Annotated in this window: 17 protein-coding genes; 9 read left to right on the top strand and 8 right to left on the bottom strand. The window is 72.1% G+C overall.

The window, feature by feature from the left end; all coding sequences use genetic code 11:
• The first annotated feature begins 101 nt into the window (after positions 1-101).
• Entirely contained in the window at positions 102-674 is a 573-nt protein-coding gene (locus tag ABD385_RS12035; RefSeq protein ID WP_344575158.1) for an RNA polymerase sigma factor, read from the top strand.
• Positions 675-840: 166 nt separating this feature from the next.
• The gene (locus tag ABD385_RS12030; RefSeq protein WP_344575157.1) at positions 841-1,083 is read left to right on the top strand and encodes a hypothetical protein; all 243 of its coding nucleotides are present in this window, start codon (positions 841-843) and stop codon (positions 1,081-1,083) included.
• 258 nt (positions 1,084-1,341) lie between these two features.
• On the opposite strand, the gene ABD385_RS12025 is transcribed toward ABD385_RS12030, so the two are convergent.
• Positions 1,342-1,806, bottom strand: a complete 465-nt coding sequence (locus ABD385_RS12025) for a nuclear transport factor 2 family protein (RefSeq protein ID WP_425585394.1) — start codon at positions 1,804-1,806, stop codon at positions 1,342-1,344.
• A 184-nt stretch (positions 1,807-1,990) separates the two neighbouring features.
• Here ABD385_RS12025 and ABD385_RS12020 point away from each other — a divergent pair, with 184 nt between their 5' ends.
• Positions 1,991-2,566: a PadR family transcriptional regulator gene (locus ABD385_RS12020; RefSeq protein WP_344575155.1), complete on the top strand. Its 576-nt coding sequence runs from the start codon at positions 1,991-1,993 to the stop codon at positions 2,564-2,566.
• Between the two features lie 312 nt (positions 2,567-2,878).
• A complete protein-coding gene (locus ABD385_RS12015; RefSeq protein WP_344575154.1) occupies positions 2,879-3,634 on the top strand; it encodes an SDR family oxidoreductase in 756 nt (251 codons plus the stop codon).
• Between the two features lie 82 nt (positions 3,635-3,716).
• Here ABD385_RS12015 and arsB read toward each other — a convergent pair whose 3' ends face one another.
• Positions 3,717-4,835, bottom strand: a complete 1,119-nt coding sequence (gene arsB / locus ABD385_RS12010) for an ACR3 family arsenite efflux transporter (protein ID WP_344575153.1) — start codon at positions 4,833-4,835, stop codon at positions 3,717-3,719.
• Positions 4,832-5,233, bottom strand: coding sequence for an ArsR/SmtB family transcription factor (locus ABD385_RS12005; protein ID WP_344575152.1), 402 nt, complete (start codon positions 5,231-5,233; stop codon positions 4,832-4,834). The genes arsB and ABD385_RS12005 overlap by 4 nt, the downstream gene beginning before the upstream one ends.
• A 78-nt stretch (positions 5,234-5,311) precedes the next feature.
• Here ABD385_RS12005 and ABD385_RS12000 point away from each other — a divergent pair, with 78 nt between their 5' ends.
• Entirely contained in the window at positions 5,312-5,746 is a 435-nt protein-coding gene (locus ABD385_RS12000; RefSeq protein WP_344575151.1) for an ArsI/CadI family heavy metal resistance metalloenzyme, read from the top strand.
• 115 nt (positions 5,747-5,861) lie between these two features.
• Here ABD385_RS12000 and ABD385_RS11995 read toward each other — a convergent pair whose 3' ends face one another.
• The 3 genes from ABD385_RS11995 to ABD385_RS11985 form a co-directional block, all read right to left on the bottom strand.
• On the bottom strand, positions 5,862-6,608 hold the full coding sequence (locus tag ABD385_RS11995; protein ID WP_344575150.1) for a phosphotransferase family protein: 747 nt from the start codon (positions 6,606-6,608) through the stop codon (positions 5,862-5,864).
• Between the two features lie 114 nt (positions 6,609-6,722).
• Positions 6,723-7,373, bottom strand: a complete 651-nt coding sequence (locus ABD385_RS11990) for a LysE family translocator (RefSeq protein ID WP_344575149.1) — start codon at positions 7,371-7,373, stop codon at positions 6,723-6,725.
• A gap of 216 nt (positions 7,374-7,589) precedes the next feature.
• Positions 7,590-8,231, bottom strand: coding sequence for a helix-turn-helix domain-containing protein (locus tag ABD385_RS11985; protein WP_425585393.1), 642 nt, complete (start codon positions 8,229-8,231; stop codon positions 7,590-7,592).
• 108 nt (positions 8,232-8,339) lie between these two features.
• Between ABD385_RS11985 and ABD385_RS11980 the strand changes: the two genes are divergently transcribed.
• The 3 genes from ABD385_RS11980 to ABD385_RS11970 all read left to right on the top strand — a co-directional run bounded on the left by ABD385_RS11980 (position 8,340) and on the right by ABD385_RS11970 (position 11,046).
• Complete coding sequence (locus ABD385_RS11980; protein WP_344575147.1) at positions 8,340-9,326, top strand: alpha/beta fold hydrolase; 987 nt, start codon at positions 8,340-8,342, stop codon at positions 9,324-9,326.
• Positions 9,327-9,672: 346 nt separating this feature from the next.
• Positions 9,673-10,347, top strand: coding sequence for a DUF4328 domain-containing protein (locus ABD385_RS11975; RefSeq protein ID WP_425585388.1), 675 nt, complete (start codon positions 9,673-9,675; stop codon positions 10,345-10,347).
• Positions 10,348-10,488: 141 nt separating this feature from the next.
• On the top strand, positions 10,489-11,046 hold the full coding sequence (locus ABD385_RS11970; protein WP_344575145.1) for a GNAT family N-acetyltransferase: 558 nt from the start codon (positions 10,489-10,491) through the stop codon (positions 11,044-11,046).
• A gap of 96 nt (positions 11,047-11,142) precedes the next feature.
• Here ABD385_RS11970 and ABD385_RS11965 read toward each other — a convergent pair whose 3' ends face one another.
• Entirely contained in the window at positions 11,143-11,760 is a 618-nt protein-coding gene (locus ABD385_RS11965; protein ID WP_344575144.1) for a TOPRIM nucleotidyl transferase/hydrolase domain-containing protein, read from the bottom strand.
• 133 nt (positions 11,761-11,893) lie between these two features.
• Between ABD385_RS11965 and ABD385_RS11960 the strand changes: the two genes are divergently transcribed.
• Positions 11,894-12,580 carry a hypothetical protein gene (locus ABD385_RS11960; protein ID WP_344575143.1) on the top strand — a complete coding sequence of 229 codons (687 nt, stop codon included), beginning with the start codon at positions 11,894-11,896 and terminating at the stop codon, positions 12,578-12,580.
• Between the two features lie 180 nt (positions 12,581-12,760).
• Here ABD385_RS11960 and ABD385_RS11955 read toward each other — a convergent pair whose 3' ends face one another.
• Positions 12,761-14,611: an FG-GAP-like repeat-containing protein gene (locus tag ABD385_RS11955; protein ID WP_344575142.1), complete on the bottom strand. Its 1,851-nt coding sequence runs from the start codon at positions 14,609-14,611 to the stop codon at positions 12,761-12,763.
• Positions 14,612-14,633: the final 22 nt, after the last annotated feature.

The following is a 14,633-nucleotide window of genomic DNA, read 5'->3' as shown; positions in this document are numbered from 1 at the left end:
ATCTTTCATCCGGCGGCAATGAAAGGAATCGGGGCGCCGACTCGTCCTCCTACTGAGCCCGGGGCCCTGTTGCGGTACCCGGTCAGTGGAGAGGACGACACATGAGGCAGCTCTCAGGGGGCGGCGACGACTCCGGAGAGGCGCACCGCCGGTTGTCGAAGGCACGCGAGGCCGCGCTGATGGAGGATGCGCTGCGCGCCATCGAGCCCCGGCTGATCTCCTCGGTCACGCGGGTCACGCGTGACTACCACCTGGCCCAGGACATCACCCAGGAGACCTGCATAGCGGTGCTCCAGGAGTTCCGCCGGGGTACCAAGTTCGAGAAGCCGATCATCGTGTTCGCGACCGTCGTCGCCCGCAACAAGCTCCGGGACCACTGGCGCAAGGCGTCCTCGGGCGAGCAGCCCTACGACGAACCCCCGGAACACGCCCGGCAGTTAGCGACCGGTCCGGCCGCCGGGCTGGAGTACCTCGAACTGCTGGAGTCGGTGAAGACCGCGATCGCCGACGAGCGGCAGGCCGCCGTCTGGGAACTCACCCACGTCTGGGGACTGAAGGGCGTCGAGATCGCCGAGCTGCTGGAGGTCTCGTCCGCGACGGTCAGCCGTGAGCTGGCCGCGGCCGAGACCAAGGCGAAGCGCTGCCGTGACGACGAGGAACCGGCCCCCGCGTAGGCCACGGCCCGGGCACCCGGCGGCCGCGGCGTGCGGCCGCCGCGCCCGGCCCTGGCGCGGCGCCGGACCGGACCTCGCCCCGGGGCCACGGGACGGTCGTCGACCGACCCCGTGGCCCCTGGGTGGGACCGATCCACCCCCAACAGTTCCTGAGGGAAGGGTGATCATGAACAACAGCCATTCCTCTCCGCACGAGAGGATGCTGGCCTACCTCCGAGAGGGGGACCAGCTCGTGCCCCCGGACGCGCGCAGCCCGCGTGACCGGGAAGACCGGTACGACATGCGGTCGGCGGCCGCCGAGCCGACCGCGACGGCGCCGAACCCGCCCGAACGCCTCGACGTGTCGCCGGACGCCTGGTACCGCGACGGGCTCGACGAGGTGCTCGGACGATCGGTGGTGGAGTGGTGACGCCGCAACCGCACCTCCCGGGTGCCGGTGCGGAGCCGCGCGCGGTCCTCCCGCGAACGGCTGCGGGCGTTCCCCGCCGTCACCAACCCCACTGCGGGCGGGGGCGGTTGCCGGACCCTCGCCGGGGGGAGGCGCGGTTCGGACCCGCCCCGACGGACCGGTGCGGCATACGAGGGTTGCCGCAGCGGACGCCGGCGTAGGTCGACGACGGCACGGGCAGCGCGGCCCACACAGGGGGATGGGCCGCGCCGCTCCGCTTCACGAACGGGCGGGCGCGGGCGCCAGCCCGTCGGCCACCAACCCGGCGAGGACCGCCTCGCCCAGGGCCTGCACGGCGGACTGCGGCCGCACCATCACGTTGATCTCCTTGATCCGGCCGCCCCCGGCTCCGTCCCCAGCCCCGGCTCCCTCCTCAGCGTGGTGCAGCAGGTCCATGCCGTGGATCTCCCTGCCGTTGACGGTGGCGCGGAAGATCAGCACCGACGAGGGGGTGGCGGTGCCGTCCGCGCTCGTCTCGGCGGCGCCGGCGAACTCGCCGACGTAGCGGAAGTCCTCGAAGGTGCGCAGCAGGACCCGCAAGAGGCCCACCACCGCCGGCCTGCCTTCGAACGGCCGGAACTTCACCGGGCTGTACAGGCGGACGTCCTCGGTCAACAGCTCCTCCAGCGCCGCCAGGTCGCGGTCCTCGACGGCGGTCCGGAAGCGTGCTGCGGGCGCGGTCATGGTGTCGTCTCCCATCCTGTTCGTCCTTCCCGTCCGGCCCTCGCTGCCCTCACCAGCCGGGCCACCGAACACCGGACTCCTCTACTCATGATTCTGACTAATCAGAATCATGAGTACCATGACCCGTGCATCCCTGAGTAGGGGACGAGCGCTACGGCGCCGCCGAGCGGCGGGAGGAGAACCGATGGCCTTGCGGCACGCAGTCCTGGCGGCCCTGCTGGGCGCGGAACTGAGCGGATACCAGCTGGCGAAGTCCTTCGACCTCGGGGTCGCGAACTTCTGGCACGCCCAGCCGCAGCAGGTCTACGCCGAACTGACCCGGCTGGAGAACGACGGGCTGATCACCGGCCGCGAGGTCGTCCAGGACACCCGCCCCAACAAGCGCCTGTTCCACGTCACCGACGCCGGCCTGACGGAACTGGAGCGGTACGTCGCCGCCACCACCAAGCCCTCCTTCATCCGCGACGACCTGCTCGTCAAGGTCCAGGCGGCCGGCCACGTCGACACCGCGGAGCTGATCGCCCGGCTGACCGAACGCGGCGCACTCGCCCGCACCAAGGTCGAGCAGTTCGACGCGCTGCTGCGCACCCTGCGCGGCGAACGCACCGAGGAGGAGTACCTACGCCACGGCACCCACGTCGGCCCGTACCTGACGTGCCTACGCGGCCTGGCCTTCGAGGAGGGCAACCGCGACTGGTGCGCCCGCGCGGCGGCCGTACTGCAAGCCAGACTGACGGCGCAGGACGAGGGCCGGCACTGACCGGACGGCCACGAGTTCAGCCGCGCTGCGCGCCCAACTCCACGGCCTGGAACGGGAGATCGCCACCCGCCAGGCCGTCCGCTCCGCGCTCACCGGACTCCTCGCGACGACCACGCCGCCCTCGGCGCCCGAGGGGCGATCGGCCGGCCGGGTGAGCCGCCGGCGCCCTGCGGATGCGATCACGGGGGTGCCTGCATAGCGTCGGGGTGGCCGCGCGCCGCACGTGACGGGCCAGGTCCCGGGCGTGCGGGCGCCGGTGTGCGCCGGCACGCCCGCGCGGGGACGGACACCCATCTCACGAGGAGACGCGTCATGCCCGCTCGTACGCTCAAGGACAAGGTCGTCGTGGTCGGCGGCGCCTCCAAGAACCTCGGCGGCCTGATCAGCCGACGGCTCGGCGAACACGGCGCCAAGGTCGTGGTCCACTACAACAGCGACGCGTCCCGCTCCGGCGCCGAGGAGACGGCCGCCGCGGTCAAGCAGGCGGGCGGGGACGCGGTGACGCACCAGGCGGACCTGACGCGGGTGGCCGGGGTCGAGGGGCTCTTCGACGCGGCGTTCGACGCGTTCGGGCGGGTGGACGCGAGCGTGAACACCGCGGGCATGGTGGTCAAGAAGCCGATGACCGAGACCTCGGAAACCGAGTACGACCGGATGTTCGCGGTGAACTCCAAGGCCGCCTACTTCATGATGCGCGAGGCCGCCAAGCGCATCGACCGCGACGGCTCGATCATCACCGTCGTCACCTCGCTCCTGGCCGCGTACACCGGCCTGTACTCGGTCTACGCCGGCAGCAAGTCACCGGTCGAGCACTTCACCCGCGCCCTGTCGAAGGAACTCTTCGGCCGCAACATCAGCGTCAACAACATCGCCCCGGGCCCGATGGACACCTCGTTCTTCTACCCGGCCGAGACCGACGACTCCGTCGCGTTCCACAAGTCCTCGTCCATGAACGGCGAACTGACCAAGATCGAGGACATCGTGCCCCACGTCATCTTCCTGCTTACCGAAGGCTGGTGGCTGAACGGCCAGACGCTCTTCGTCAACGGCGGGTACACGACGCGCTGACCCGGAGGCCCGTCGGCACGGCCGCCTGAAGCCGTCGGCCGCGGCCGACGACTGGCGACCACGACGCCGACGGCTCGGGAGGCTAGCGCCGGGCGGCCTCCTGGCCGGTGGTCGACTCGCCGGCGAGGGCAGGGGAGTTGGGGAAGATTCGGCGGGCGGCGAGGGCGACGTAGACCAGGCCGATCAGCACGGGCACCTCGATGAGGGGGCCGACGACGCCGGCCAGGGCCTGCCCGGAGGTCGCACCGAACGTGGCGATGGCGACGGCGATGGCGAGTTCGAAGTTGTTGCCGGCCGCGGTGAACGCCAGCGTCGTCGCCCGCGGATGGTCCAGCCCGACGGCCCTGCCCAGCGCCATCGATCCGGCCCACATGAGCGCGAAGTACGCGAGCAGGGGCAGGGCGATCCGTGCGACGTCCAGCGGGCGGGAGGTGACCGCACCGCCCTGGAGGGCGAAGAGCACCACGATCGTGAACAGCAGCCCCCACAGGGCGAACGGGCCGATCCGGGGGACGAACGTCGTCTCGTACCAGGCGCGGCCCCTGGCCTTCTCGCCCAGGCGGCGGGTGAGGAAGCCGGCGGCGAGGGGGATGCCGAGGAAGATCAACACGCTGCGGGCGATCTCCCACACCGAGACGTCCAACCCGGTCCGTTCCAGCCCGAGCCAGCCGGGGAGGACCGAGAGGTAGAACCAGCCCAGCAGGCTGAACGCGAGGACCTGGAAGACGGAATTGAGGGCGACCAGGACGGCGGCGGCTTCGCGGTCGCCGCAGGCCAGGTCGTTCCAGATGATGACCATGGCGATGCACCGGGCCAGCCCGACGATGATCAACCCCGTCCGGTATTCCGGCAGGTCGGGCAGGAAGAGCCAGGCCAGGGCGAACATCACGGCCGGGCCGACGAGCCAGTTGATCACCAGCGAGGGGATCAGCAGCCGGCGGTCGCGGGTGACGGTGTCGAAGCGGTCGTAGCGGACCTTGGCCAGGGCCGGATACATCATCACCAGCAGCCCGAGCGCGATCGGCAGCGAGACGCCGGTGACGGTGACCTTCGCCAGCGCGTCGCCGAGCCTGGGAACCAGGCGGCCCAGACCGAGGCCCGCGGCCATGGCCAGCAGGATCCACCCGGCCAGGAAGCGGTCCAGGAACGACAGCCGGGCGGCGACCGGCCCCGTTGCGGCGATGGCGCCCTTCGTCGTCACGAGGCGGCTCCGGAATGCGTCCGGTCGGCCCGGGCCAGGGGCTGGCCGGCGGGGCGGGTCAGGATTCCGGCGAGGCGGTCGGTCATCTCGGGCAGCAGCCAGTAGTAGACCCACGTTCCGCGGCGTTCGCAGTCGATCAGTCCGGCCTGTCGCAGCAGCTTGAGGTGGTGGGAGATCGTCGGCTGCGACAGGTCGAACGCCGGGGTCAGATCGCACACGCAGACTTCGCCGCCGGCGCGGGAGGCGATCATCGACAGCAGCCGCAGCCGCACCGGGTCACCCAGGGCCTTGAAGACCTTCGCCAGCTCGGTGGCCTGGTCCTCGTCCACCGGCGCGGTCAGCAGCCCGGGGCGGCATTCCTCGGTCCGGCCGCGCACCACACGCTCTTGATTCGACATCCCTCTATGTTGACGAACTTCGATTCAAGGCGCAAGGTTGCATCGATGAATATCAATGCAACGTGCTGAGGAGACCCCATGTCCCGAGTCCAGCTCGCCCTCAACGTCCCCGACCTCGAAGCGTCGGTCGCGTTCTACGCCAAGCTCTTCGGCGTCGAGCCGGCCAAGCGCCGCCCCGGCTACGCCAACTTCGCCCTCACCGAGCCGCCGCTGAAGCTCGTCCTGATCGAAGGCGAGCCCGGCCGGGAGACCCGCCTGGACCACCTCGGTGTCGAGGTCGCCTCCACCGACCAGGTCACCGCCGCCACCGACCGCCTCAAGGAAGCGGGACTTGCCACCTTCGAGGAGAACGACACCTCCTGCTGCCACGCCCTCCAGGACAAGGTCTGGGTGCACGGACCCGGCAGGGAGCCCTGGGAGGTCTACGTCGTCAAGGCCGACGCCGACCGCATGGGCAAGTCCCCCGTCCTGGAGGGCGACGCCTGCTGCCCCGGCGGTGAGGCATCGGCCTGAGGGCCCGATCGGCGGCGCGCTGCCCGCGCCCGACGGGGCGATTCCCGCACCGCGCCGGCCGCGCGACCCCGCCGTGACGCCACGCACCGCACGCGCCCAAGCGCCCCCCGCAGCCTCACACCAGGGACCTCAGCACGTCGACCTCACAGCCCGGCGCGGTCGGGTCGAAGCCGTGCTCGACCAGCCAGCGAACGCACAGCAGGCTTCGCAGCGCCCACCACGCGCGGATCACGTCGAGGTCGACGGCGGTGCCGTAGCCGGCGACCACGTCGCCGAGGTGCTCCTGGTGCCCGAGCGTCAAGGTGGCGAGGTCGAACAGGGCGTCACCCCGGCCCGCCTCGGACCAGTCGATGATGCCCGTGACCTCGTCGCGGTCGACGAAGACGTGCGCGATCTGTAGGTCGCCGTGCGTGAACGCCGGGGTCCACGGCCGGAGTGCGACGTCGGCGACCTGACGGCCGCGGGTGACCAGGTCGGCGGGGAGGACGCCGTTCCGCACGAGCCACGCGCACTCGCCGTCGAGCTCCGCCACCAACTCGTCCAGGCCCCGCCCGCCCCGGCCGGGCCACGGCGGCAACGGCGCCTCGTGCACCTTCCGGACGGCCGCACCCGCCGCGGCCCACGCCGCCGGGGACGCGGTCGACGGCTCGCCGAGCCGGCCGAGCGCCGTCCCCGGGACCGCGGCGATCGCGAGCACGGGCGGCTTGCGCCACAGGACCTCCGGGGTCGGGACCGGTGCCAGGGCCATCGCCTCGACCTCGACGTCGATGCGCGCCTGATCGGCGTCCACCTTCAGGAACACGTCGCCGACGCGCAGCGTCGCGCGCTCCGCATGGGCGACCACCACATTGACCTCATCCATGGCCGACCAGTATCCCCGAGCCGACCGTCGACGTCGCCGGCCCGCAGCGGACCGGTATCAGGGACGGCTCGCGGGTGTCACCCTGTCGCCCCGTCAGCTGGCAGCTGCCAGCCGTCAGCGCAGGGCGACCGCCGCGCCCGTGCGTTCGGTGGCGATCTTGACGGCGAAGCCCGCCAGTGCGGTGCCCGTCACGTAGCGGTGCACGCGTTGCCAGAGCGGGTGCCGGGCGAAGAACCCGGCGACGGAGCCGGCCGTGACGATGAAGAACGCGTTGCCCGCGACCCCCACCGCGATCTGCGTCAGCCCCAACAGCACCCCCTGTAGGCCGACATGACCGCGTGCCGGGTCGACGAACTGCGGCAGCAGCGAGATGTAGAGGATGGCCACCTTGGGATTGAGCAGGCAGGTGAGCAGGCCCATCAGGAAGAGCTTGCGGGGCCGGTCCGGCGTCAGTTCCTGGGGCGCGACGGCGGATCGGCCGCCTGGCCGGACGGCCTTCCAGGCAAGCCAGAGCAGGTACCCCGCTCCGGCCAGTTTGATCGCCAGGTAGATCTCCGGCACCAGCGCGAAGACGGTGGCGATGCCGGCGGACACCGCGAAGAGGTAGACCAGGAAGCCGAGGAAGACCCCGGCCAGCGAGATCAGCCCCGCCCGCCGGCCCTGAGCGATCGAGCGGGAGACCAGGTAGATCATGTTCGGCCCCGGAGTCAGCACCATGCCGAACTCCACCACCGCGATCCCCGCTATCGCTCCCAGCCCGATCACAGCACAACCCCCCCGTAGGCCCGTACGCCCGTTCGCCTGGACGCAACCTAGCAGCCCACGAGCACGTGCCATGTCCGGCTCCGTCCGCCATCCGTCGAGGAGGTCGCGGGGAAGGACCCGTCCGGGAAGTCGTTCGCCGACCGTGGCTGCGGCTTCGGGCGTGAGTAGTTGAGGTACAGGAAATCCCGGGACGTCAGGCCGTTCGTTCGCTGCTTGTTACCGGGCCCTGGGGCCGGGGGCGGGCGGGGTGCGCGGTCGCAGGCGCTCTCCCTGCGGCCCGAACATGATCAGGTACTCGACCGGGCCGCCGGGGCCGGCGCTCGCGACCCCGTGGGGATTGCGGGTGTCGAACTCGGCGACGTCCCCGGCACTCAGGACGAGGTTCTGGTCGCCGAGTGCGAGCCACAGCCGCCCGTACAGGACGCACAGCCATTCCCAGCCGTCGTGGGAGACCTGCCGGGGCCGCGCGGGCGGCTCCTGGACGGCGGGTAGGACGTGTTTGTGGGCGTGCAGGCCCCCGACGTACCGGGTCAGCGGCAGCACCGCCTTGTCGTCGCCGAAACGCTGGAGCGCGGCGGTGCGGGGCTCGGCGGCGGGGGCGGCGCCGGCCAGTTCGTCCAGGGAGACGCCGTACTCCTTCGCCAACTGCAGCACCACCTCCAGGGTGGGCTTGCGCCGGCCGGTCTCGATCCGCGACAGCGTGCTCGGAGAGATGCCGGTCGCGCAGCTGACGCCGGTGAGCGTGGAGCCGCGGTGTTCGCGCGCGGCCCGCAGCCGGGGGCCCATCGCCGCCAGCGTGGCGGCCACGTCGTCGTCTGTCACCCGCTCTGCCCCCTTCCGGACGTGCCGCTCCACCATCCTGTCCTGCAAGTTTGCCAGAGTGGCAAGGGTAGTCGCGGTGGACGGTCGCTGCGCCGCATGATCGATGCGTACCTGCCTCCACCCGCGAACCGAGGAGAAGCCCCCATGCAGCCCGAGCCGTCCGCCGTACTCCGCCACCGCACCGTCGAGGCCCCGGCCGGGCGCCTTCACCTGGTCGAGCAGGGCACCGGCCCGCTGGTCCTGCTCGTGCACGGCTTCCCCGAGTCCTGGTACTCCTGGCGCCGCCAGCTCCCGGCCCTCGCCGCGGCCGGCTACCGGGCGGTGGCGATCGACGTGCGCGGCTACGGCCGCTCCTCCAAGCCTACGGAGAGCGACGCCTACCGGATGCTGGACCTGGTGGAGGACAACGTCGCCGTCGTGCGCGCCCTCGGCGAGGAGAACGCGGTGGTCGTCGGCCACGACTGGGGCTCCAACATCGCCGCCGCCTCCGCCCTGCTCCACCCCGAGGTCTTCCGGGCCGTCGCCCTGCTGAGCGTCCCGTACGCGCCGCCCGGCGGCCCCCGCCCCACCGACGTCTTCGGCCAGATCGGCGGCCCCGAGCAGGAGTTCTACGTCTCCTACTTCCAGGAGCCCGGCCGCGCCGAGACGGAGATCGAACCTGACGTGCGGGGCTGGCTCGCGGGCTTCTACGCCGCCCTGTCCGCCGACACCATGCCCGCCCAGGGCGAGCCCGACCCGCACTTCGTCGCTCACGGAGGCCGGCTGCGCGACCGTTTTCCCGCCGGCCCGCTCCCGGCGTGGCTGACCGAGGACGATCTCGACGTCTACGCCGGAGAGTTCGAGCGCACGGGTCTGACCGGCGCCCTCAACCGCTACCGCAACATGGACCGCGACTGGGAAGATCTCGCCCCCCACCGCGGCGCCCCGATCAAGCAGCCGTCCCTGTTCGTCGGCGGCGCCCTGGACGCCTCCACCACCTGGATGTCCGACGCTATCGACGCCTTCCCCACCACCCTCCCCGGCCTGACCGCCTCCCACCTCGTAGAGGGCTGCGGCCACTGGATCCAGCAGGAACGCCCCGAGGAGATCAACCGTCTGCTGACCGGCTGGCTCAACACCCTCACGGGCTGAACCGCCAGGCGCGGCCGGGGCTTCTGTACACGGAACAGTTCGGCCCGCGTACCAAGCGCAGCGGCTACGGCCGGGTGCTGCGTGATTCTCAAGCCGCCACGTCCGACGGCGCACAGGTCATCGGCCCCCGCCGCCCGGTCCGCGCCCGCACCACCGGCCGCGGAAGCGGCACCGACCCGTAGCCGATGGAACGGCTCACAGGCATGTGGAACCGCAGCAAGATCAATCTCACCGGGATTTCCTGTACCTCAACTGCTCACACCCGGACTTCGAACCTTGTGTCCGCTGCTCCAAGTCAGGCTGTTCTGCGGTGGCCTGGCCAGCGTGCGTTCCACCGGACTGTGACATGCGGGCCCCGGCAGGTCAGGATTGCCGGGTGAACGATCAGATAGCTCAGCAGGTACTACGTCCGGTACAGGGCCACGCCCGAAGTGCCGTCGTCACTCTCGTCCTCGCCGGTGCCGCCTGGGTGACCCGGGCCGTCTGGCAGGTCCGGCTCGCCGCGACCGGGCTGCCGCCTTCCGGGCCGCCGGACCAGGGCGACGGCCGACACCGCCCGTTGACCGGGCTGGAGAACTCCTACCACATCGTCAGTTCCCTTACGGATGCCGCCACTTTGCTCTGCGCGATCGCCTTCCTCTGGTGGCTGTTGCGCGTGCGGGACAACGCGCACGTCCTCTCGGGACGGCCGCCGCGCCACGCCTGGCCGTGGGTCTTCCTGGGCTGGATCGTGCCCGTCGCCCAACTGTGGGTGCCCCGCGGGATCGTCGTCGACGTCCACCAGCGGAGCGCCCCGAAGGAACGGTTGCCGCGCGCGGTGAACTGGTGGTGGGGACTGTGGCTGGCCGGGATCCCGAGCGGGTTGCTGGTGTCCGGCGCCTCCACGGACGAGGTCATCGCGCGGGTCTACACGGACGTACGGCTCCTGCTGGCGGCTGATGTGGCCGTCGTGGCCGCAGCCGTGGCCGCCGTCCTCGTCGTCCGAGAACTCACCGCCGTCCAGCAGAAGCACCTGGGCTGAGCGGGGGAGGGCGCCGGAGGGAAGCACCGCGGCGCCGCGCTGACCTGCCGCTCGTCCGACGCCCCACGGCGACGGGGGCCGATGGGGGCCGACGGGGGCCGATGGGCGACCGTCGTCGGACTCCCTGGCTAGCCTGGAACCATGTCTGCATCCATGCCTGCATCCACGTCTGCATCCGTTCCCGGGAACGACACTCCGACGACCTTCCGGCCCGCGAAGTCCGCCGACGCGGAGGCCGTTGCGGCGATGTGGCGCAGCGGCTGGCGGGACGGCCATCTGGGACACGTCCCCGATGAACTGGTGGCGGTACGCACGCCCGAGTCGTTCGCGTCCCGCGCGCGAGAGCGGGTCGCAGACACCACCGTCGCAGTCCGTGAGGGCGCGGTGGTGGGCTTCGTCATGGTCGTCGCCGACGAGGTCGAGCAGGTCTACGTGGGTGCGGCCCATCGCGGCACGGGCGTGGCGGGCGCGCTCCTCGCACGCGCCGAGGGCCTCGTCCGGGAGCACGGCCACGAGCGGGCCTGGCTCGCCGTCGCCACGGGCAACGCCCGCGCGCGCCGCTGCTACGCACGCAACGGCTGGTGCGACGAAGGCGCGTTCGACTACCTGGCAGCAGGCCCCGACGGACCGGTCTTGGTCCCGTGCCACCGGTACGCCAAGCAGCTGGCGGCGCCGTGCAGCGCGCCGGCGCGCCCCTGAACCGGTGCTGTGGCGTCGAACGGACGGGCCGGCCGGCGGCCCGGTCGCGCGAGGACGCGTACCGAGGGCGAGCGTGCCGCCAGCCCGTTCACGGCCTCACAGGCTGGCGAAGAGGCAGTCGAGCGGGGGTGGCGTCCGGTCCGGTGCGAGGGCCTCGACGAGGAGACGGCCGTAGCGGATCTTGCGGCCCTTCTTCGTGCCGAGGAAGCGCCGCACCTGTTGATGCCTGGGCCGGCCGAGTTGTGCGGGCTGGCGCTGGAAGGTCTGCCAGGCACGGAAGTCGCCCTCGGCGCGAATGATCTCCTCGACCTCCGCGGTGCCCAGCGCGCGGATGAGTTCGTCCTCCAGGTCCGCGGCGCACGCGTAGACGTCCTGGAGCGGTGCCTGTGCCCGCGTCAGGCCGCGTTCGTAGAAGCCCCGTTCACCCTCGTCGCAGAGTCCGGTCAGGCGCAGCCCGAGGCCCGGCGGTCCGAGGAGGCCGGCGTAGCGGGCGACGCTCATCGCCCCGCCCATCGGCATGACGCACACGCCCTCGGCAGCCAGGTCCCGGCCACGGCGGTCGGCCAGCGCCTCGACGGCCGCGAGATCGCTCAACCCCTCCACGAGCACCGCGGTCCGCGCGCCCAGCCGCCCCGCCAGTTCGCGCACCGGCCTGTCGGGACCGCCCGTCGCCCAACTGGTGACCGCATCCCGGAACGCCCTCATGTCCGCCATGGGGCGAGTCTGCCCTGTTGATGGTCGTGTTAGCCGGGTGTTAGTGGAGCGGCGGCCTGGCGATAGTGCTCTTGCGCAGAGTGGGGACGTACCGAGGAGACCTCGTCACCGACTGCCCCGGAGGGGACCCGAAATGCGCTCCAGCACCACCGTCCGCATCGCCCGTAGCCGTTCGTTGCGCGTGGGCGCGGCGGCCCTGACCGCGGCCGCCGCTCTGTCCCTGGTCGCCTGGTCCGGCTCGGGCGCCACCGACGCCCAGGCCGCGGGACACCCGAGCGCGCGTGCGGCCGTCGCCGACGCCAGTCCCGCGGGCTGGTCCGGATTGCAGAGCGTCGGCGCCAAGGCGGCCCTCGCGGGCGAGCACTCGGGCAGCATGCGGGCCTCCACGGCCAAGTCGGCTTCCCCGGTCCGCACCCAGACCCTGGTGGACGGCAGCACGGCCAGGATCTACGACCTGGGCCGGCAGCGCTACCGCGCCGAGATCGTCAGCCGCGGTGCGGTGCTGGCGACGTTGGAGACGACGGGGGAGGAGATCGACGCCGGGCTGGACGCCAACGACATGTTCGTGGTGCTCACGATGGGCGGTGAGGTCCGCTCCTGGATGGGCGGTGGGCAGCAGGGCCCCGGCACCTTCCACCTTGCCGGTGGTTGGACGGCGAAGGTGACGAAGGTCGGCGAGTTGCGGTACCGCGCGCAGATCATCGGCCACGACGGCTCGGTGGACGCGACGTTGGAGACGAAGGGCCACGACGTCGGCCTCGACGCCAACGGTGTCTCCATCGTGCTCAGCGCCGGCGGCGTGATCAGCGCCCACGAGTGAGACCCGCGCCGACTGCGACCCGGTGGAGCGCGCGACGGCGGTTCCACCGGGTCGCTCGCGGCCGTTCGACGTGCGGCCTCGCAGGCGAAGGCGTGCGAGGCCGCACCTCGGGTCGGAGTGACAGGTTCCGGTACCCCGACGGAGAGTTGTCCGGGTACGGCCGTGGAGGCCCTCCGCGGGCTATCGGGTCCTGAAGCGGCGGAAGAGGTTCCGGGCCACGTACACCCCCGGGCCGCCGAACCCGACGATGTCGACCCGCCCGTCGCCGGTGACGTCGGCGACGAAGCGGGGGTGCCGGTCGACCCGCCAGCCGCCCGCGTCCTCGTTGTACCCGAACCCCCGGCACACCAACTGTGCCTGCTCGAACCGGCCGTCGCCGCGACTGTGCGACACCCAGACCCCCTCGTTGCCGAAGCCCACGATGTCCGGGTCGCCGTCGCCGGTGACGTCGGCGAGGAACCGGAGGTGCTTCCCGCTCCGCCACCCCTGCGCGAGCCCGAAGTCGTTCAGGACGAGCTTCGGGCGCTCGAACGTGCCGTCGCCGCGCCCGCGTGCCACGACGACGCCCTGCGGGCCGAACCCGACGATGTCCGTTCGTCCGCCACCGGTCGTCCCGAGCAGGAACCGGGGGTGCTCCTCGACCGAACTCCACCCCTGGTCGACCCCGAAGTCGTCGAGGACGTACAGGGGGTCGGCGAACGTGCCGTCCTCGTCCTGGAGCGATACCCAGACGCCGTCGTCGTGGCAGCCGACGACGTCGAGCCTGCCGTTGCCGGTGGTGTCGGCGAGGAAGCGCGGGTGCTTGTCGAGGAGCCACCCACCCGCCTTCTCGTCGTGGCCGAACGCCCGGAGAACCGGTTCGTCGCCGATCGGCGCGAACGTACCGTCCTCGTCCTGGAGCGATACCCAGACGCCGTCGTCGTGGCAGCCGACGACGTCGAGCCTGCCGTTGCCGGTGGTGTCGGCGAGGAAGCGCGGGTGCTTGTCGACGAGCCACCCACCGGCCGGCTCGCCGTGTCCGAACGCCTTGAGGACCGGCTCGCCGCCCGCGGGCGCGAACGTCCCGTCCTCGCCCAGAGGGGACACCCGGACACCGTCCGCGGCGAGCACGACGACATCGGGCGTGCCGCCGCCCGTGGTGTCCGCGAGGGTCCACAGGTCCTCGGGGCTCGCGGCGGGCACGGGCGGGTGCAGGACGCGCTCTTCCTCGTCGAACGTGCCGTCGCCCCTGCTGGACGACGTCACGGCCCCCTCCGCGGGCCTGAGCCCCACGATGTCCGCCCGCTTCGCTCCCGTGGTGTCGGCGAGGAACCGCGCACCGGCCCCGGCCCACCAGCCCGGTTGGCCGCCGGGAGAGCCGGTGGCCCCGTCGCTCTTCCACTTCCCGGCGTCCTCGTCGCTCCCGAACTGTTCGAGGACCAGCAGCATGTTGCTGAAGGCGGGCGTCGCACCGGGCGCCGGCCGCACCGCGGTCGAGGCGGCCAGGCGCCAGGACTGGCGACCGTTCCAGTGCCCCAGTGCCGCCCAGCGCAGCACGGCGTCGCTGGTGCGCTCGGGTTCGGCCGGCACGAACCGCCACCGCTGGCTCTCCGCGCCGTCGTCGTGCTCCCGCAGGACGATCCTCCGGACGTCGTCCGCGCCGGGCTCGTCGAGGTCGAGGACGGCGCCGTCGGCCGCCCCCTCGATGAAGAAGAGGCCCGCTTCGCCCTCGACGGGGACGACGCGCCACTGCTGGCTCTGACTGCCGGCGGCGGCGTCCCACTGGCGGACGGCGCGGTCCGCGGCAGCGGGGTCGTCGAGCACCTTGCCGCTGACCGCGTTGCGGATCACATATGCCTGGTTGTCCTCCGCTTCCTCGCCTGCCGTGGCCTGCACGGGGGCGAGCTGCCACTGCTCCGGGCTCGGGCCGCCGTCGGGGAAGTCGCGGACGACGAGCACCCCGTCCGCGCGCGGCGCGGCCTCGGCGCCGAGGGTCTTCCCGGTGGCGGCGTTGACGATCTCCAACTTCAGTTCTTCGATGGGCACGGGCATCGTGGTGCCTCTTCCAGGCGGT

It is taken from the genome of Streptomyces lunalinharesii, from assembly GCF_039532155.1.
GTDB classification, from domain to species: Bacteria; Actinomycetota; Actinomycetes; order Streptomycetales; family Streptomycetaceae; genus Streptomyces; species Streptomyces lunalinharesii.
This window is presented reverse-complemented; position numbering and strand designations above follow the sequence as displayed.